The sequence below is a fragment of the Pseudomonas sp. BAV 4579 genome, from assembly GCF_009765395.1.
Lineage (GTDB): Bacteria > Pseudomonadota > Gammaproteobacteria > Pseudomonadales > Pseudomonadaceae > Chryseomonas > Chryseomonas aestiva.
In genome coordinates, this window is sequence record NZ_WHOV01000175.1 from 1 (window position 1) to 18664 (window position 18664).

The following is an 18664-nucleotide window of genomic DNA, read 5'->3' on the forward strand; positions in this document are numbered from 1 at the left end:
CGAGATCGAGATGGCGGCCACCGCCGTCACCGAGATGAGCCAGGCGGTGGACGAGGTGGCCGGCAACGCGACCTCGACCTCCACCGAATCGCGCCAGGCCGCCGATACCGCACGCCATGGCCAGCGTCAGCTGGGCGATACCCTGGGCGCCATCGAGGTGCTCGCCGAGAACGTGCTTGGCGCCAGCGAACGGGCGCGCCAGTTGGCCGAGCAGACTCGCAACATCAGCCAGGTGCTGGACGTCATCCGTTCGGTCGCCGAGCAGACCAACCTGCTGGCGCTCAACGCCGCCATCGAGGCCGCCCGCGCCGGGGATGCCGGTCGTGGCTTCGCCGTGGTCGCCGATGAAGTCCGCGCCCTGGCCCACCGCACCGGCGAATCCACTCGAGAGATCGAAGGCATGATCGGCAGCATCCAGCAAGGCACCGGCCAGACCGTCGATGCACTGCTGACCAGTGCCGACCAGGCGCGCCAGACCCGCGAGCAGGCGCAGTCGGCCAACGCCGCCCTGGCCGCCATCGCCCAGTCGGTATCGGGCATCGACGAGCGCAACCTGGTGATCGCCAGCGCCGCCGAGGAGCAGGCCCAAGTGGCCCGCGAGGTGGATCGCAACCTGGTACGCATCCGCGACCTGTCGGTACAGACCGCCTCCGGTGCCGAACAGACCCGCGCCGCCAGCCTGCAGTTGTCAGAGTTGGCCGTCGAGGTAAACAGTCAGTTAGAACGCTTTCGATTATAAATACAAGCCCGGATCTTGCCGCGCGTCATAGTTGATTAATGCGTCAGATAGTGTTGTCTTCATATCCGCCGACGTCCTCTTGACGACTGCCCAACCTACTTACTGGACAACCAAGTCTGCTTTCGGTCAACCAAACCTTTGACTCGCACAACAGCGTTTGCTCTGCAGCTACAGATACGTTCGGGAGCCAAGCGAAGCCACAAAAAAATTAATTGGGTAAAAAACGCGAACTTAGTGAAACCATGATAATCCGGCCTAGTTTGGAGCCGGGGTCTTGAGAACAGCTGTCGACAAGACTAACCAACATACTTACCACTTAGGGTTCCGCATCCTGACTGCTTGGCAAGACTTCAACGCAGCATACTGTGAGTCTTGATCCGAGCAAAGACCACTGGTCACCTCCTGTAACATACCACTCAAGTCAAGAGAGGTTATGCCGAAATAGCGATATCACCTCTCCGCGAGTAAACCTCTATGTTTGGCATCAAACTGAAACAACGTCTAGCCGCACTCGAACAAGAACTAGCCGAGCACAGGCAGATGCGTGAGTCCTTCCAAAAGGACGCATTGTGCTGGGTTTTGGACGCCAACAATAGATTCGTTAGCTTTAATGAGAAGTTTGCGCTAGAGATGGGCTACCCGAAAGGTAGCATCGAAGGTCGAAATGTCGAAGACTTCATCCCTAGCTATGTGAAAGGTTTACCCTGCTACGCTGAGCTTATGAGCAAACTTGCCCAAGGACAGCAAGCTAGCGGTGTGCACAAGATAAATAGAGCAAATGGCGAAACAGCTTGGCTATACGCCATATGGACGCCAATACGGGACCAGAACGGCAGTGTCCGCATGATTAGATGCTATGCGTACGATCGAACAGAACAGGTAAGCAAAGATGCTGAGCAAGACAGCCTCATCGACGCACTACTACGCTCTACCGCGGTAATCGAGTTTAACTTATCGGGCGAAGTGGTAATGGCAAATGATATATTTCTTCGTTCGATGGGCTACTCAAGCAGCCAGATCATAGGCAAACATCATCGTATGTTTTGTGCGCCCGAAGAAAGCAACTCCATTGAGTATGCTCACTTTTGGGAGCGCCTAAAGCGCGGCGAATACATAGCGGCAAGATTCAAAAGGATAGATAGCTCTGGCAGAGTAGTTTGGCTAGAAGCATCCTACAACCCCATGAAGAACACTCGAGGCGAACTCTACAAGGTAGTTAAATTTGCAACCATCATCACTGAGCAAGTTCTTCAAGAACAAGCTATAGCGAGTGCTGCCCAGGTCGCATTCGAAATATCCCAGAGCACTGACGAGACGGCTAGACAAGGTGCCGCGGTAGTTCAAAGCACTACCATGGTAATGAAAGGAATTGCCACTGAGATACAGACCGCTTCTGATGGCATAGAAGCATTGGGTGCACAGTCAATCGAAATCAGCTCAATCGTGAAGACTATTCGGGGAATTGCGGAACAGACCAACCTGCTGGCTCTGAATGCTGCGATAGAAGCTGCACGAGCTGGAGAACAGGGGCGCGGCTTCGCCGTAGTGGCCGATGAAGTCAGGCAACTGGCTGGCCGCACAAGCAAGGCAACCGAAGAAATCGTTGGGGTAGTTCAGCAAAACCAAAAACTGGCACAGACTGCGGTGGAGAACATGGCGAAAAGCCGACAGGAAGCTGAGCGCGGATTGCAGCTTGCAAGCGAAGCGGCGGCTCGAATCGGTGAGATTCAGGAAGGTGCGCAGCAGGTGGTCAATTCTGTCAGCCAATTCGCACGGCAGCTAAGTTAGCTAATATTGCCGCTTAGCGAGCTAGACATGCTGTTTTGATGTAGCTTTGCAGCGCGGCTATCTGGTTGCGGGCTATGGCGATGCCGTCTCGGAGACGCCAATAATCCCGTTCAGCAGAGTCATCAAGTCGGGGGGCGGCGCCATCACCCAGGCCGGCGGTGCCGGTGGCAATGGGCACGTTGCCGCCACTGGCTGGACAACTGGCTTGGAGCCGCAGCCGGCGACGGCCATCAGCAACATCGCCACGCAGGCGATCGTTCTCGTCGAGCGCATTCTTCATTTCCTCGGTGTGCTTGCGATCCAGCTCGCTGACCGCCTGATGGGCTTCCTGCTGCTTGGCCAGCGCCTCCCGAACTTGCTGAGCGGCAGCATTCGAGATCGCCGTCAGGTCCGTTTGGCGGGCGCTACGCTCGTTCGCGGTCTCGGCCTTCGCCTCCGCTACCTGCCCGGAAAGGCGCCAGCCGTTCAGGGACCAGCCAATGCCAGCCCCCACGGCCAGCAACACGACAGCGGCGACCGCGATCACGGCCGTCCTGTACTGCTCGAGCACGGCCATCACGCCACCCGATCCAGCAGCAGCTGGAAATAGGGCTTCACCACGGCCTTGATCAGGTCATGGCCAGGGTCGTTCGGGTGGACGCCATCACCGCTAGCGCCATCCTTGATCTGGTCTTGCCCGGCAGCGTCCCGGGTGCCGGTGATTGCCGCGGCGAAGCCCTTGATGACGATGCCGCCGGAGACCTTGGTCAGCCAGTTCGCGTTGAAGTCCCTGCGCGCCTGGTCGTTGGCGCCGACGTTGCGGTATCCGGAGCTGACCGGCGTTGCCTCGGGCAGCAGCACGATTGGGCGCAGGCCCGCCGCCTGGAGCGAGGAGAACACACGGCCGAGCGAGGCCTTGAGGCGCCGCATCGCGAGCGCGCTGATACCGGAGCCGGGCGTGACATCGTTCCCAGACCAAGCTGAATAAGTGACGATGGTCGGCCGCACCACGGCGACATGATCGGCCAGGAACCGGCTGTACACGTCCGGGTTCTGGGCGTGCAACGCGGCGTTGAAGTACTCCAGGGGGCGGTCAGGGGTCGACAGCTCGTAGACCGATCGCTGCATGGCGCCATAGCAGCGCACGTCGCCGCCAATCCCCTCTTGGATGCTGTCCCCACAGATCATCACCTGGTGGCCGCGCGCCAGGGTCTGATACTGCACGACCGGCACCACGGCGTAGTCGTCGCCGCCCTTGGTCGCGGCATAGGCGGCCTGGCTGGTGAATGCCCCCTTGTTGGTCACGCCCTGGACGGCCTGGTTGCTGGTGCGCAGCACGCGGGGCGCCTTAGCACCGCGCCAGAAATACTGGTTGTTGCCCGGCATCGAGGCGACGGAGTTCGCCGGGAACTCGATCCGGTAGATGATGAGGGTCCGGCCGTTCGCGACGTCTGTGCGAGCCACGCTGGCCAGCGCCGCAACATCGATGTAGGTGATGCTCGGCCGCTCTTCACCAAGGCGCGCCGGCAGGTCGATGGTGAAGTCGAGCCACTCGTTGTTCTCTGGGGTGATGAAGACCTGGTAGTCGGCTGCCGGTACCGCCGACAGCACGCCGACGCTGACCTTCACGCCCGGGATGGCTGCGTCGTGGATGTTAGGAATGCCCAGGCGCAGCGAGAGGAACTCGGCCTCCAGCTCCATGTTGCCGTTGAAGGTGGTCGTGATGGTGAGCGGCTCGGCGCGCAGCCGCCCGAATAGGCTCTTCGTGAGCACGTTGGTGCCAGTGGTCATGAGGCCGTCGAGGCGATCGCGCTCTTCCAGCTGGTCGAAGAACGGGTCAAGCATGCGCGGCAGACGGCGGGGATAGCTCATGGTCCATTTCCTTGTTGTCGGTGGGTGCAGCAGAGAGGGTCAGGGCAGAACGGCGAGGGCCCGGGCGGTCAGCGCCAGGCGCTCGTCCAGCCCCTTGGTGCCGCCGTTGATCTTCCGGGTGATGGCCAAGGTGTTGCCGGCGTCGGCCAGGTCGTTCAGGCCGTTGACGGACCAGAAGTGCGCGGCGGACATGCAGGCGTTCCAAGGCAGCTCCAGCAGCTCGGGGTGCTGGACCAGATCCAGTGCCAGCGCCGCGCCAGCGTTGACGTAGTTGGCCCGGCCGGTGACCTGCAGCAGGCCCCTGCCCCGGTACTTCCAGCCGTCGCCGGAGGCCTCCGGGCCGTTCCCGTTGCGGTTGGCATAAGCGTTGTTGGCGATCGCTTCCGGCCGGCGCGCCATCCTGGCGGCCAACTCGTTCGGTCTCGGCTCCCGGGCACGTGGATCCACCGCGTAACGGCTGGGCCAGGTGTTGGCCAGGCCCTGGGCGCTGTAGTTGAGGTTCTCCACCAGGCGGGTCAACTCGCCGGACTCGTGACCGCACTGCGCGATGTAGGCAGCAATGCGTTGCGGCTCCCGCTCGATGGCGTAGCGCTGCATCGCGGCGTTCAGCGGGCCGACGAACGCCGCGGCTACCTTCTGGCTGCGCGGAAGGATCGCGACCAGCTGTTGTTCGGTGATAGGCATGGGGTCTCCAGGCACAAAAAAGCCCGCGCGGGGCGGGCTGGTGAACTACCGAGGAATCCTCGGTAGTTGGATCGTCCTCATGATCGTGAGGAATTCGGGTTCGGGCCGGTGTACGCAGGGGCGATTCCGCTTGATCGTGAGGATTCAGCCGGCACCGTAGTGGCTGGCACCGCCGATCCGGACGCCACCCCACATCAGCCAGGCGCGCCAGCGGGCAATGCCGCTCGAGCGCAGGGCGTTGAAGAAGACCCGGTCGGCTGCCGCGCGCGGCAGCGACGCGGTGCGGTAGAGCCAGTCGTGCAGCACCGCTGCGGCATGGCCATAGGCGCCCACCAGCTCGAAGACCACCGGCAGGCGCGGCACGCTGGCGAAGTCGGTCTCGAAATCGACCGGCACCGTCAGGACGCCTTGCTCGGGATCCAGATACGAAAATGGCGCCAGGAGGCGCCATGTCTTGCGGTCGGTCTGCAGTTCGGCCTGCAGCGGCTCAGGGAATCGGTTCATGCGGCAGCCTGGTCGGGAAGAGCCGGTAGCTCGGCCAGGAAGGCCTCCAGGGCCGGTATCTCACGCTCGCCCGCCTTTACCTTGTTCAGCTCTTGGTAGGCATAGGCCCAGACCAGGGAACGCCACGCGCGCATGGCCTTGCCGTCGTCCTGAAACTTAGCCACAGCAGGCTCTTCCGCGTAGCTCACCGCTGTGGCAATCGAGTCGTAGCCTCGCGTCTTGGCGGCGGCGTCCAGATGCCCCTGGATGGCCTGTTCAAAGGTGCCGGTCAGCGCGATCTGCGCCTGCTCCTGCTTGTGCGCCTTGGTGATCAGCTTGCTGGTGTCGATGTTACCCATTGGCAACCTCCGCGTCCGGTGCTGGTGCTGGTGCTGGTGCTGGCAGTTCAACGGCGGGCAGATGGATGTCGATCACCTTCCCGTACTTCTTCCCCTCCAGCGCGGGCGGAAAGGCTTCTGCTTCTGTGGGCGTCGGCCCGATCGGCACCAGCAGGGTAAGGATGATCACCCCCGCGTCGTCACACACTACGTCCGAGGCGAAGTGCGGCGAGTCGACCGCAGCGCGTGGCAGGGTTGACCCCTTCTCCATGAACGAAAAGTCGAACGGCTCGTCGTTGATAGTGATCATCGAGCCCTGGACGAAGACTTGTAGGTCGACTGCACCGAGCCCGGCCGGGCGATAAGGCGCCTGATTAATTGTGAACATTAGAACCACCTGCCTATGGCGACATAGCTCGCCTGACCTTTGAAGCCGTTGGAGGGAGACCAGATGTAGACGCTGCCGGTCTGGGTTGCCGACGGGCCAGCATCCGCGCAGGCCATCCCGTAATAGGAAGCCTGCTGGAACACGCCGAAGAGTAGGTTCGGCACGCCAGCAAAGCCTGCTGCGAAGGTGCCGATGCCGACATAGGCGTGATATCCAGCCGTGCCCGCAGTGGCGCTTACCTGCGTCTGCGTACCCACCGTGCCGATGCAAATTTGGGTGCCGTCCGCCCAACGGATATAGCGGCCATTGGCATTGGTGCCGGTCTCGATGATCGCCCCCGTCGGCACGCCACCCACTTGCCCGACAGCACCAAGGATGTTGCCCTGGTCATACATGGCCCGGGTAACGTTCTGGCCGATCCGCTGGATATAGAAGCCCAGGTCCCCGCCGACCATGCGGCGGTAATAGTCCTGGTTTTCGTTTCCAGCGGCGTGGAAGTCCAGATAGTTGCCAATTTCCAGCACGCCGTCGCCGCTGATATAGGCGACCTTGTCGAACCAGTTGGCCGACGAGCCCTTGTTCAACCCAGCCAGCGCCCGAAGAGCGGCGCCGTCACCTACCGCCACCAGCTGCTGAAACAGGCCGCCGACCGCGGTATGCACGGGCTTACCATCGCCATCCGTGAACAGGACCTTGTACGACGCATTAGTCCAGCTCTTATAGAGCTCTGTCAGCATTCTTCGGGTTTTTGCCCAGGCCGTTGTCGCAGGCTCACCGGTCTTTCCGTTGGGCTGCGCCGTTTCCAGATCGATATTTTCGTATGCCATCCGGCACCTCAGTAGTTGGTGACATCGATGATCATCATCACGCCGTAGGCCGATCCGGCCTGCCATTGCGCGCCGGTGTCAGACTGGGTCTGGTTCGTGTAGATGTTCTTAAAGGACTTGACCAAGTCCGCGCCGGACCGGGTGAAGCACCAGGTATCGGAGGTGTCCAGGAACCGATAGGGCGCGCCGACCTGTCCCCCAGGGGGGTTCAGCAGATGGCGGTTGTTAAACGGAGACTGAGCGCAGACTAGGGCATAGACCCGGCCGTCGACCATGCCCGCCGCCAAGGTCTCGTTGACGGCGGTAGTCAGCTGCAGAAAGGCGGTCACCCGCATGTACTGCAGGTTGCTGTCGAAGGTCAGCAGACCGTCGCCATTCCACATCTGCAAGATGCCCCCAGCGGAACCCACTGAAGAGGGAATCATGAAGACGTAGTAGTCCAGCACCCGCCCGGCGTAGTTCTTGTCGAAGTAGACGGTCCAGGTGAAGGTCGAACCGTTCACTTCAGTGAACATGTGGGTTATGGGTATGTCGTTCAGGCCAAGCGCCAGGATGGGGAAAGCCCCCCCAGGGAGCGCCAGCGAGAACTTCATCATCGACGTGGCAATCATCGAAAACGACTCTTGCGGCGTAAGCGTTATCTTCCCGCGCCTGGCCACGCACCCGTTGCTGTAGTCGTCCCCGATCAGAACCGTGTTGGCATCGTTCAGGATCTCAATGAAGGCCATCAGTACGTCCCGTAGGTCATGTAGCAGGGGATGCCTGGCTTGTCCCAGCTGAGCGTCGTGCCGTTCTGAGTGACCCTCGGGTAGCGCCCAAGCGTGTTGGCGCCCACCTGCGGGTTAAAGACGTAGAACAATGCCCCTCGACCGAGACCCGGCACGTTCATGGAGCCGGCCTCGGTGATCATGATCGTGCCGAGGATGGTGGTGATCCGGCTGGAAAGGTTGAGCTGCAGGCTGCCATCGGCGTTGTACAGTTCGAAAATCAAAGTGAGATCCTCAGCCGCAAGCGGCCATTGCCGTCGTACCACAGGCTCGACGAGTTACTCTCCTCCCGCCTGGCGTTGCCGGTCACACCTCGCATCGCAAAGCTGCCTGCCGCGAAGTTGAATTCCAGCAACGGCTGGTTGTTACTGTTCACCGCATTGGAGCGCAGCGTCGCCGTCAGCAGTAGTTCGGTGATGGTTGCCTGCTTGATGAACGCTTTGTTCATCACCACCACGCCGTTCTCGATCACGAACGGCAGGCTAATGCCCGCCTGGTCGGTCCCGTTGAGCACACCGAAGCGATCGGCCTGCACCAGAAATTGGCTGGTGACCTGGCCTCCGCTGTAGTCCAGACCCAGTGCGAAGCCGGCGACATAGCGGAGGCCGTTGGCCGTGATCGCCACCTGGGTAACGACGCTGGCGTTGGCTTTGCCATTAAGGTCCGCCACAGCCTTGGAGACGGTCGAGACCTGGGCGGACAGCTCGCCGATGCCATCGCCGACCTTGGCTTCGAGCGAGTTGGTGCGTGTTGCCAAAGCCGTCAGTGCGGTGGTTTTAGCTGCGAGCTCGTCATAGATCGCCGCCACGCTTCGGCCGGTTTTCGCTTCCAACTGATCAGTCCGAAGGGCCAGGGCTGCGTCGGCAGCCGCCAGCACACTCTGGATCGACAGCGTGCCAGCGTAGGAGCCCAGATCACCGGTATAGGTGTAGTCGTCACCGGTGTAATCGGGGGTGAAGGTGGCCACCAGTTGGTTGACCGTCTTCACCGAGGACTCCACGTCAGTGACGCGCTTTTCCACAGTGCTAAGCCGGCTGGCCATTGCCTGAGCCGTCTGCAGCAGATCGCCAACGTTGGCCCAGTAGGTGGCATTCGGCGGCCCGTTGCTGCCATCGGCCTTGGCCGGCACGTCCTTCAGCGCCTGCCAGAGCTTGTTGTCCGCGCGCACGATGTCGCCTGCCTTGTTGGCCACCGTTGGGTCGTACTCCAGCGTGTTACGGATCTTGCTGATCTGGTCCTGCAGGTCTGGAATCTTGTCGATGGTGTCCAGCAGGTCCTTACCCAACTCGGAATCGGTGATCTTCCCCTTCAGGTACTCGAGGATGATGTCTGCTTCCGGGCTGGCCTGGCCGCGAGTCCAACTGGACCAATCGCCCACGTTGCCGATGCCGTCGATCAGCCTACCGCGGAAGAACTGCTCCGCGCCGGGGCCCAGGCCGTTGAGGGTGTAGGTGTTGGTGGGATAGCCGAACAGTCCCATGCTCTGAGCAGCATTGCCCTGGGCATTGTTGGCCTGCTGAATCTCGGTATAGGCCGTGTCCTCAGCGTCCTCCTTCGGGAATGCCCAGTCCAGGCGGATCGTCATGGGGCCCGATGTGGTCTTGAGCGAGGCCAGCGCCGGCGGCTTGCCCACCTTGCCGGTCAGCGCGGTCGGATCGCTGTAGGCCCAGGTCGAAGCGGCGTTCAGCGCATTGATGGCCGCCACCCGCACCAGGTAGGTGCCGGCGAAGATTCCGCGGACCTCGATGCTGGTTGTGTAGCAGCGCCCGGCGTAGACCCAGTCATTGCTATCACGCCGCCACCAGACGTCGTAGGAGACGGCGTTCTCCGGTACGACCCAGGTGGCGCGCAGGGTGCTGACCGACAGTCCCTGCTCTACCGCGTCGAAGCTCGACAGCTGGATACCGGTCGGCGGCGCCTGCACGCTGGTGGGAATAACGGTCACCGGCAGGGTGACGATCTGGGCGCCGCTGTCGATGGCAGCATACTTGCCGGCGACGTGCTTCACCGCGGTGATGGTGTAGCGCAGGTCAGCCTGGCCGAAGTCTTCCGCGACCGACAGCACTCGGAAGGTCTGCGGCACCAGGGTCGTGGTCTCGATGGCGAAGACGGACTGCGCGATGGGCGCGGTGCTGAAGGCCTGGGTGACGGTTACCACGCGGTCGGCATAGGCCTTGACCTTGCGCGTCTCGGCCACGCCAGTGGGCAGGATCACCACTAGGGTATCGCCTGCCGCCACAGTGGCGTCGCTGTCGAGGGTCACGGTGGTGGTGGTGGACGCAGAGATCCGACCGCCGATGCGTCGCCCTGCCCTCGCCTCGTCCGCTACCCGGATGATCTGCCCCGGGCGCGCGATGGTACCGTCCAGACCGACGGAGAAGGTGACGGTCTCGTTCTCCAGGCGGTTGGTCAGCAGGGTGTAGTGCCCCAGGCGCTGGGCCTGTCCCTGGGAGGTGCAGCCGAACGCCGTCAGCTCGGTCTGCTGCACGCCATAGCGCGCCAGTCCCTTCTGATCGCTGACGTACTCGACCTTCTTCTCGTAGAAGTTGGCTGGATCGTTCCAGCTCACCAAGGCAACGGTAAAGCGGGTGCTCTTGGCGCTGCCGGCATAGGTGAAGGCGCCATCGATGACGTTCGCCTGGTTGTAGGTGTAAACCGGGTCGCTCGGCATGTCGGCCACAGCCATGACGCTGCCGGCGGCCCAATAGGCCATGCCGCGGAAGACCGACGCCAGGTCCTGTAGCACCTGCAGGGCCTCAGCACGGGTTTGCAGGTAGACATTGCAGGCGAAGCGCGGCTCCTTGCCACCCTTCCCGTCGTCGACCATCTCATCGCAGTAGCGGGCGATCTGATACAGGCCCCAGCGATCCACCTGCGCGGCGGTGATCAGCGCGCCCAGGCCATAGCGGTCGTTCAGCAGCAGGTCGTAGTAGATCCAGGCCGGGTTGTCGGTCCAGGCCAGCTTAAAGGTGCCGTCCCAGGTCCCAGCATAGTTGCGCGCTTCTGGGCTGTAGTTGCTGGGTACCCGGATTAACCGGCCTTTAGCATGAAACGCGCGCGACGGGATGCTGGAGAACTGCGAGGCGTCGACGGTGATACCCACCACGGCGGAGTATGGATAGCGCAGCTTGGCGTCGATGATCTCGGTGTAGGAGGCAATGCTAGTCCGGCTCTGGATGCTCGAACTGGTCGAGTCCGCAGTGACGCGGCGCACGCGAATACGCCAACCAGTCTTGGCGGCCGGCAGCTCAATGCGATGACTACGCTCGTAGGTCGTGGTGGTCTTGCCGTTGAAGGAACTGGCCAGCACCTCGATATAGGCGCCCGAGTCGGTGGCCACGTCAATGGCGTACTGGACCTCATAGCCGTTGATGTTGCCCTTGCTGTCGGTGTTTGACAGGACGGGAACCTGCAGGCGCACCCGAACCGCCGACAGATCCAAGTTGCTGATGGATTGCACCCAGGCCTGACTGGCTTTGAGCTCCACGCCCACAGCGGTCTCGCTCTCGACCGACGGGAAGCCCGGGACATAGTCCTGATCGGCCTCGCCGGTGCGGGTGGCCACCGTGACGTTCGAGAAGTTGATCGAGCCGTCGGCGTTAGCCAGCGGGGTCTTGTCGAGGAAGATCGACTGGTTGCCGTTGACCAGGCCGACGATGGGGCCCTCGCTAATCCCGTCCAGGACCTTGGCATAGGCGATGCTGATCAGGCTGTCGGGCGTCTCGGTCGGCGATTTGGCGCTCTCGCTGCCGCCCTTGGCGCCAGAGATCGGGTGATGCTTGCCCATGCATTTACTCCAGGCATAAAAAAACCCGCCGGGGCGGGTTCTTCGTATCAATTCGGACTATAGACAGCCGGTAACACCAGGCTGCAATTTCTTGGATATCCAAGAGTTACTTACGCGGAAGTAGCTCACGGTAGTGGCTTCGCCTATGCGATCCACATCCGCAAAGTAGTCACCGTTCAGCGCTACGACGGTCATTCCCGCCTGCCTCCCGGGCTGCAGGGACGCCTGGGCTGGGGCTCCAGAAAGACGGGTATCCTGCCAAGCGAAGAGAATGCACTTCGCTACTTCATCGACAGGTTTTGAGGAGGTGTACCTCTGCGCCGGACCTTCGGACCGGATGGATGTCATGGATTGCGCGCAACCCGCCAAAAGCGATACCGCAGCGATAACCATGAGACTCTTTTTCACCTTCCCCCCTTGCCCATCTATGTCATGCCTTGTCTTCGGCGTAGATCCCGGCGCTTAGGACCGCACTACCTACGATCATTGTCCCGTAGAGCAACGGTACCGGATTTCCTTGAGCCTGGGTATTCACCGGGCCGCCGAAGGAATAGCTGGGCTTGTTGTCCGCGCTGTCGTGAGCGTCCAAGCCAGTTGCCGTTTTGGTGAGCATCTGGCTAACGCCTGAAAGGGCCATAGAGATGCCCACCGCCCCTACTGCGCCCCAGACAGCACCGCCAGCAGTCCCGAATAGAGCCCCCGAGCCAGTAGCAGCCAGGCCGCCGGAAAAGTATGAGGCCACGGCAATGATCGCTATCCCGATGACCGTTTGCAGCCCTCCAGATCGCTTGCTGCCTTCGATGATCGGCGCGATGCGGATCTCAGCGCGGCCCGGGGGATGCCCGAGCTCCTCCTGGCCAATGTTGCGGCGACCATGGAACACGGCGAACACCAGGCCTCGATCGCGGGCGCTGTAGAAGAACTCTTCGAACCCGGGCAGTTGGACGGATAAGGCGCGCACGGCCTCGGCTGCACTGTTCACCACCATGCGATGGACCCGGCCGAACCGGGCACCGAGGACGCCATAGAGGCGGATCACGCGAATGCGCTCGCTCATTTCGTCATGTCCTTGTGTCGTAGCGTCAGGCGGTGGGCCTCAGCCCAGAACCCGCCATAGACATCACGCCGGCTGTCTCGCCCATAGAGGTGGTGCAGGATCGAGCCCGGCGCGGGATAGTGCTCCGGCTCGGTCTTGAGACGGCCGTCAGCCAGGTAGATGCCGGCATGGTTCGGTACCGGCGCCCACACCTGCATGACGATCACATCGCCCTGCTGCAGGTCGTCCACCGGCGAGAAACCGGCTTCGGCGTAGTGCTCCAGGTAGAGATCCTGGCCCTTGTTCCACCACTCATCATGGCGCTCGAACTGCTGAAGTTGGATACCCAGCTCGCGATCGTAGTAATCGACCAGCAACTGATAGCAGTCCAGCACGCCGTGGGCGAAGGGACGGCCGATCAGGGGTGCCTGGTACCCGGCCGGTTCAATGCTCACTAGCTCGCCGGCAATCACCTGGCCGTCGTCCTGCCGGCGCACCTCGAGGATATGCCAGGGCAGGCCCGAGGCTTCGCAAGCGACCCGGTCAGCCTCGCTCGGCTGCGGCGAGTAGTCGGGGTGGCTGTGCACCACCGCAAGGACCTTGCCACGGTCTTCGGCGTCGGCATAGGCCTCGGCTAAGATCCGGAAGTGCTCGCTGGGCGTCGTGGCCGTGTTCTCGCAAGCCAGATACACCTGGGCGCCCTGCTCCCGCACGATCAGCCCGCAGGCCTCCCGCGGATAGGCCGCCAGCGCCTGGTTCTCGATAGCAGCACGCACCGCCTTGGTGATCCGCATCAACCTACCCTCCCCGCCGTCGGGAATGACCCGTAGCGCAATTGCCCGTTCTCGCCGAAGCGCAGCTTGCAGCCCTTGAGCGTGCCGCTGCAGCGATCCTGGGCGGCGTCCGTCGTGATGATGTCGTCCTCGGTGGCCACGGGCCCGCCGGTGTACCCGCAGTACGGGCCGCGGTACCCGCCGGTGCTCAGCCATTGGCAGCAGTTGGCGACGATCTGCCGACCCGGCAGCTGCTTGTTGTTCAGGTTGATCGGCGAGGACAGGGCGAACTCGACCTCGGTCTTGCTCTCGCCGGTCTTCTGCTCGACGTACCAGATGTCGGCCGGAAATTCCTCGTCCGGGTCGGCCTCAGCATTGCCCTCGGCGAAGTTGCGCGAATCGAGGTAACGGCCCAGGGTGCGGCGGCGTGTGAGCTTGGCGCCCACCAGGTCCTCGAAGCCGAGGCACAGAGCGCTGATGAAGCCCGTCACGTTGCCCACCAGCAGCTTGGGTTGCGGCTGCTGGGCATCGCCCGTCATCTGAAAGCCATCCGCCTGGATCGGCCAGGGCGTGTACTCCAGCCCCTGCCACCAGATGCTCCCGGTCTTCTGGTAGCCGTGGAAGAGGTACAGCTCGGCGCCGATCGCGGTCGCATCTAGCTCGAACAACTCCACCAGCGCCCCAGGCTCCAGGGTCTGGATGTCGGCATTGATGCCCATGGTATTCCTCAGGGTTGGAAGGATTGCTCGAAGGTAGCGGTCAGGGTGTAGCGCCCGGCGCCATGCGCGGTGACGCCGTACTCAGCACAGGTGAACAGCGACTGAGCACCTAGCGGCGGGGTCCAAAAGAACGACTGGGATCCCTTCCGGGCACGCAGGAATGCCAGGATCGGCGCTACATAGGCCTCGGAACCGCGGAAGGTCAGCGGCCAACTCTGCGACTCCGCATTCAGCCCGTCGGCCACCTGCTGCTTGTAGCCGTCGCCGAATTGAGCGGCCCGGGTCCGAAATTTTCCCGTTCCCTGAGGCTCAATCAGTGGCGACCAAGTGAAGGTCTCGGTCATGAATCATCGCCTCCCGTTGATGGCTTGCCTGATGTTTCCTTGCGAGCTCAGAGAGCGAGTCTCCATCTCGCGATATTTGGCTTCAGCGATACGGCCCATCTCCTGGCCGAACTGCTGCAGACCAGCCGTATCAGAAGACACCTGAGCGCCCCCGTTGCTGTCGATGTTGATCTCTACCGAGACAGGGGCTGAGGCAGTGGGCAACTGTCCGCTGCTGCCACCGTTCAGCGCTCGCACTCCTAGCGAACCATCGGCGGCCCGGGTAAGCGGCATAATGGCTTCCGGACCGGCCTCTCCGAACACACCGGCGCCCTTGGCGAAGGCGAACAGCTTCGGGGTGCTGTGCACCTGGTTGCTGTAGGCCGAAAGGCTCGGGCTGTCGTAGACGCCGCCCTTGGCGTTGTAGGTGAGGCCCTGTGAGGCGCTCCCCAGCCCGTAATCGAATCCGGATGACGCCGATGCCGCGCCAGCGCTAGCTGTGGAAGTGGCAACCGAGCCAAAGAGACTCGTCCAGACATTGGAAGCTGCGGCCTGCAGCGCCATTTTCGCGATCATCTTGGAAAAGCTGACCGCTACATCAGCGAAACTCGCCTTCGATCCGGATGCCCACTCCACCGCGGCATCAGTCATGCCGTCGTAAAGCGAGGTGAAAGCCGATTTTGCTTGACCGGCGACGTTCCTAGCATTGAGCAGGTAGTTCGCCCAAGCGTCGCTCGCCCCGTTTGTCCAATCGCCATTCTGGCGATCTAGCTCGGCGTAATAGTCTCGGGACTGCTTGAGCGCCTTCTCCTGCCCAGTTCGGATCTTCGCGGCCGCTTCGTTGTACTGGTCTGATCCCAGCAGGTCCTTGGGAGTGGCCTTGTCCAGCTGCTCCTGGTACCGCTGGAACTCGCGATAGATCGACTTCTGCTGGTTCAGGCGCTCCCGGTACTGGTCACCCATGCCGGCGCCGTCAAGCTGCCGGTCATACTGCTCCGCCAGCGAAGCCAAGGAGCTGGCAATAGAGATGTCCAACTGGGCCGCACGCTCGATGAGCTTTTGTAGCTCCTTCTTGCGCTCGACTTCAATTTCGATCGCGGCATTCTTCTGCAGCTGCGCTTTGATCTGCTCTTGGCTGGCCACCAAGCTTTTCTGGTCGGCCGTGAGAGTCTTCTTCTCCTTCAGGTCGGCAATCTGCTGCTCGAACTCAGCCAGCTGGCGCTGTGCGGGGCCCATTTTCTTGGTGACGTTGAGCTGTGCTTCCAAAGCCGCCTGCTGCTGTTTGGCAGCCATGAGAAGCCGGGTAGCCTCATCGTCCCGATAGGCCTTGGTCTTGGGCGTCTTCGGCGTCTTCTCTTTGTACTTCTCGCGCTCCTGATCCTTGAGTTTCTCCAGGTCAGCGTCGCTGATGATGAAGCCCTGGGCGCGGGCGCTCGCTACTCGCTTGTCGATCTTGCCGAGCACGTCAGCAAGCTTGTCACCTTTGCTTTTCGTGCTGTCCATCTGGCCTTTCAGCCAGTCGAAGTCACCCTGCGCAGCCTTGAAATTCTGCGCTCCGAACATCTGCTCACGGGCAGCTTTGGTGTCGTCGACCTCTTTCTGCAGGACATTTTTCCACTCGGCAGCGTCAGCCTGGCCATCGTCCGAGAAGTCCATCGGGTTCGGATCGTCGCCCAGCATCAGAGGGGCGTTTTTGGCATTTGCGACGAGGCTCAAGCGTTCCTGGAGCTTGGATAGCTTCTGGATCAACGTATCTTCGCGCCCAATATCCAGCGCAGCGTCCCAAGCCTCTTTGGCGCGCTCAGCAACCGATTTCCAGGCGCTTTCGATGTAGCCCAGGTTTTCGACCAGCTCCTTCCCGCGGCTTTCTGTCGCCTGGGACAAGGTATCCCAGGCGAGGGCCTGCGCGCCGGTCATGTCGCCCTCATCCTGCAGCGCCTTGATCTGCTGGTAGGTAGACGCCGTTAGAAAGTTGTAGCTCTCGTTCAGCTTGGCAATGGCCTTCGTGGGGTCTTCGGCAATCGCTGCGAACTCGGCAACTGTGTCCTCGATAGCTTTCCCGGTGGCCTTGTTCATGGTCACGGCCGCACGAGCAATCTGCTCGAACTGGTCGGCGGGGATTTTTCCCGTAGCGGCCAGTTTCGCCAGCGCGTCAGCTGCCTGGCCAGTGGTGCCCACAGTGGAGGCGACCGACTTCGCCATACCCGCCATTTGTGAGGTGGTCAGGCCGGCCGCATTGCCCGTGGTAATGAGCGCCTGGCGAAACGCATCCTGCTCCTGGGATCCCTGGTGGTATGCCAGTGCCAACACACCTGCGGCAGCAGCAGCGGCAGTGAAGGGGTTGATGATGCCCGCGACGTAACCGCCCAGGGCTTTCGCTGCTGGCCCGATGCCGCCGAACATATCCTTCAGCTGGCCGCCTTGCTGCAGTAGCACTGTCAGCGGCGCCTGGCCGCCCTGCAGACTGACCACGATGTCGGTGAACTGAGCGGGAACGCCACGCAGCGCCGCGGCCTGGGCCTTGGCGCTCATAGTGTATTTTTCGTTTGCGTCGGTGGCCTTTGTCAGCCCGTCGCGCATGGCATTGAGCTTACCCAGGTACTCGGCATAGTCGTCGGTCGGTATGCGGTTGGCCTTGCGGTGGGCAGCCAGCTGCTGCTCCATCTTGTCCAGCTCGCCCAGGCGCCCCACCACCGGGTCGCCGGCCGGCGAAGGACTCCCCATGCCCGAAGTATCTGAGTTCCTCGACGGCCAGGAGCTGGCCACCATGATCGGCCGGAAGCAGGCCCGCGGCCAGCGTGCATGGCTCGACTCCCACGGCTGGCGCTACAAGATCAATGCCGCAGGCCGGCCCGTCGTTGGCCGCGTCTATGCCCGGCTGAAGCTGGCCGGCGTCAAACCGAACGCTGCGAATGCCGCGGTTGAGACCTGGGCCCTGGATCTATCGAAAGTGAGTTGACATGCGTCCGAAGAAAGCAGGGAACCGCGCCCTACCACCGCGGATGGTGAAGCGCGAACGGACACTGAAGTCCGGAAAGATCTGGATTGGCTACTACTACAACGGCCGGGACGAGCAGGGAAACCGCAAGGAGATCCCGCTCGGCTCCGACCTGGACGAAGCCCGGGTTGAGTGGGCTCGCCTGGAGCGCCAGACGCAGCCGAAGCTGATGCGGCTGATGGGCGCCGTCTTCGATCGGTACGAACGGGAAATCATTCCAGCGAAATCGCCGCGGACCCAGCACGACAACCGCGCCGAGATGAAGCAACTGCGTAAGGCCTTCGACCAGGCCCCCATCGACGCTATCACGCCCCAGGTCGTCGCCCAGTACCGGGATGCCAGGACGGCGAAGACCCGGGGCAACCGCGAGATCGCCCTGCTCTCTCACGTCTGGAACATCGCGAGGGAATGGGGCCTCACGGAAAAAGAGAACCCCTGCACCAGGGTCCGCCGGAACAAGGAGAAGGTCCGCGACTACTACGCTGGCGAGCAGGTGTGGGCCGCCGTATACCAGACGGCTCCGCCTGAGCTGCGGGATGCCATGGACCTGGCCTATCTGACCGGCCAGCGCCCAGCCGACACGATCAAGATGGCGACCACCGATATCGCTGGCGGCTACCTGCTCGTAGGTCAGAACAAGACAGACAAGCGGCTCCGGATCCGCCTGCGAGATGGTGAGGCGGCGACAGGCCTGGGAGTGTTCTTGGAAGGATTGATGGAGCGGCGCGCCATGGCGGGGATCCGGACCTCGACGCTGATCACCAACGCGACTGGCTTGCGCATGAGTGCGGCGATGCTGAGGAACCGATGGGATGAGGCGCGAGAGGCAGCTGCGAAGGCAGCCGAGGAGAAAGGCGACGTCCCGCTGGCCGGTCAGATCCGGCAATTCCAATTCAGGGACATCCGACCGAAAGCGGCGACAGAGATCGAGGACCTTGGCCATGCCAGCAAGCTGTTGGGGCACACCAAGGAGGCCATCACCCAGCGAGTCTATCGGCGCCTGGGCGAGGTCGTCGCACCGACCAAATGACAGCGGGTTGCGGAAACCAGGTCGAAAGTTGCGGAAACTAAGCTTTTCCCGGCCCAAATGAAAAACCCCGTAGACCTATGATCTACGGGGCTCTCAATAGTGGAGGCCGAGGTCGGAATCGAACCGGCGTACA

General features: G+C 62.1%; 18 protein-coding genes and 2 pseudogenes. 5 read left to right on the forward strand and 15 right to left on the reverse strand.

Annotation, left to right across the window (positions count from 1 at the left end; genetic code table 11):
• The 3 genes and pseudogenes from GSQ95_RS24015 to GSQ95_RS27330 form a co-directional block, all read left to right on the forward strand.
• Positions 1–739 (forward strand): methyl-accepting chemotaxis protein (locus GSQ95_RS24015; RefSeq protein ID WP_256664704.1); only part of this gene is annotated, 739 nt, incomplete at its 5' end.
• Positions 740–1279: 540 nt separating this feature from the next.
• Positions 1280–1990 (forward strand): annotated as a pseudogene (locus GSQ95_RS27325) (PAS domain-containing protein); the annotation flags it as partial.
• A gap of 102 nt (positions 1991–2092) precedes the next feature.
• A pseudogene (locus tag GSQ95_RS27330) lies at positions 2093–2527 on the forward strand (methyl-accepting chemotaxis protein); the annotation flags it as partial.
• 13 nt (positions 2528–2540) lie between these two features.
• Here GSQ95_RS27330 and GSQ95_RS24025 read toward each other — a convergent pair.
• The 15 genes from GSQ95_RS24025 to GSQ95_RS24095 all read right to left on the reverse strand — a co-directional run bounded on the left by GSQ95_RS24025 (position 2541) and on the right by GSQ95_RS24095 (position 17167).
• Positions 2541–3083 (reverse strand): lysis protein, encoded by a 543-nt coding sequence (locus GSQ95_RS24025; protein ID WP_256664706.1) that lies wholly within the window; start codon positions 3081–3083, stop codon positions 2541–2543.
• Entirely contained in the window at positions 3083–4378 is a 1296-nt protein-coding gene (locus GSQ95_RS24030) for an SGNH/GDSL hydrolase family protein (protein WP_158894663.1), read from the reverse strand. Before GSQ95_RS24030 ends, GSQ95_RS24025 begins: the two co-directional genes overlap by 1 nt.
• 39 nt (positions 4379–4417) lie before the next feature.
• On the reverse strand, positions 4418–5062 hold the full coding sequence (locus tag GSQ95_RS24035; protein WP_158894660.1) for a glycoside hydrolase family 19 protein: 645 nt from the start codon (positions 5060–5062) through the stop codon (positions 4418–4420).
• A gap of 144 nt (positions 5063–5206) precedes the next feature.
• Positions 5207–5566, reverse strand: a complete 360-nt coding sequence (locus GSQ95_RS24040; protein WP_158894657.1) for a DUF1353 domain-containing protein — start codon at positions 5564–5566, stop codon at positions 5207–5209.
• Complete coding sequence (locus tag GSQ95_RS24045; RefSeq protein ID WP_158894654.1) at positions 5563–5904, reverse strand: hypothetical protein; 342 nt, start codon at positions 5902–5904, stop codon at positions 5563–5565. The genes GSQ95_RS24040 and GSQ95_RS24045 overlap by 4 nt, the downstream gene beginning before the upstream one ends.
• On the reverse strand, positions 5897–6271 hold the full coding sequence (locus GSQ95_RS24050; RefSeq protein ID WP_158894651.1) for a hypothetical protein: 375 nt from the start codon (positions 6269–6271) through the stop codon (positions 5897–5899). The genes GSQ95_RS24045 and GSQ95_RS24050 overlap by 8 nt, the downstream gene beginning before the upstream one ends.
• Positions 6271–7098 (reverse strand): hypothetical protein, encoded by an 828-nt coding sequence (locus tag GSQ95_RS24055; protein WP_158894648.1) that lies wholly within the window; start codon positions 7096–7098, stop codon positions 6271–6273. Before GSQ95_RS24055 ends, GSQ95_RS24050 begins: the two co-directional genes overlap by 1 nt.
• Before the next feature lie 8 nt (positions 7099–7106).
• Positions 7107–7826, reverse strand: coding sequence for a hypothetical protein (locus GSQ95_RS24060; RefSeq protein WP_158894645.1), 720 nt, complete (start codon positions 7824–7826; stop codon positions 7107–7109).
• Positions 7826–8089, reverse strand: coding sequence for a hypothetical protein (locus GSQ95_RS24065; protein WP_158894642.1), 264 nt, complete (start codon positions 8087–8089; stop codon positions 7826–7828). The genes GSQ95_RS24060 and GSQ95_RS24065 overlap by 1 nt, the downstream gene beginning before the upstream one ends.
• The gene (locus GSQ95_RS24070; RefSeq protein WP_158894640.1) at positions 8086–11652 is read right to left on the reverse strand and encodes a phage tail protein; all 3567 of its coding nucleotides are present in this window, start codon (positions 11650–11652) and stop codon (positions 8086–8088) included. The genes GSQ95_RS24065 and GSQ95_RS24070 overlap by 4 nt, the downstream gene beginning before the upstream one ends.
• 430 nt (positions 11653–12082) lie before the next feature.
• Entirely contained in the window at positions 12083–12709 is a 627-nt protein-coding gene (locus tag GSQ95_RS24075) for a tail assembly protein (protein WP_158973942.1), read from the reverse strand.
• A complete protein-coding gene (locus tag GSQ95_RS24080) occupies positions 12706–13482 on the reverse strand; it encodes a C40 family peptidase (protein WP_218580226.1) in 777 nt (258 codons plus the stop codon). The genes GSQ95_RS24075 and GSQ95_RS24080 overlap by 4 nt, the downstream gene beginning before the upstream one ends.
• Positions 13482–14180, reverse strand: coding sequence for a phage minor tail protein L (locus tag GSQ95_RS24085; protein WP_158892908.1), 699 nt, complete (start codon positions 14178–14180; stop codon positions 13482–13484). The genes GSQ95_RS24080 and GSQ95_RS24085 overlap by 1 nt, the downstream gene beginning before the upstream one ends.
• An 8-nt stretch (positions 14181–14188) precedes the next feature.
• Positions 14189–14524: a phage tail protein gene (locus tag GSQ95_RS24090; protein ID WP_158892910.1), complete on the reverse strand. Its 336-nt coding sequence runs from the start codon at positions 14522–14524 to the stop codon at positions 14189–14191.
• Positions 14525–14527: 3 nt separating this feature from the next.
• Positions 14528–17167 (reverse strand): phage tail tape measure protein, encoded by a 2640-nt coding sequence (locus GSQ95_RS24095; protein ID WP_158892912.1) that lies wholly within the window; start codon positions 17165–17167, stop codon positions 14528–14530.
• A 58-nt stretch (positions 17168–17225) separates the two neighbouring features.
• Here GSQ95_RS24095 and GSQ95_RS24100 point away from each other — a divergent pair, with 58 nt between their 5' ends.
• Both GSQ95_RS24100 and GSQ95_RS24105 read left to right on the forward strand, forming a co-directional pair.
• Positions 17226–17462: a DUF4224 domain-containing protein gene (locus GSQ95_RS24100; RefSeq protein ID WP_158892914.1), complete on the forward strand. Its 237-nt coding sequence runs from the start codon at positions 17226–17228 to the stop codon at positions 17460–17462.
• Between the two features lies 1 nt (position 17463).
• Positions 17464–18531, forward strand: coding sequence for a tyrosine-type recombinase/integrase (locus GSQ95_RS24105; RefSeq protein WP_158892916.1), 1068 nt, complete (start codon positions 17464–17466; stop codon positions 18529–18531).
• Positions 18532–18664: the final 133 nt, after the last annotated feature.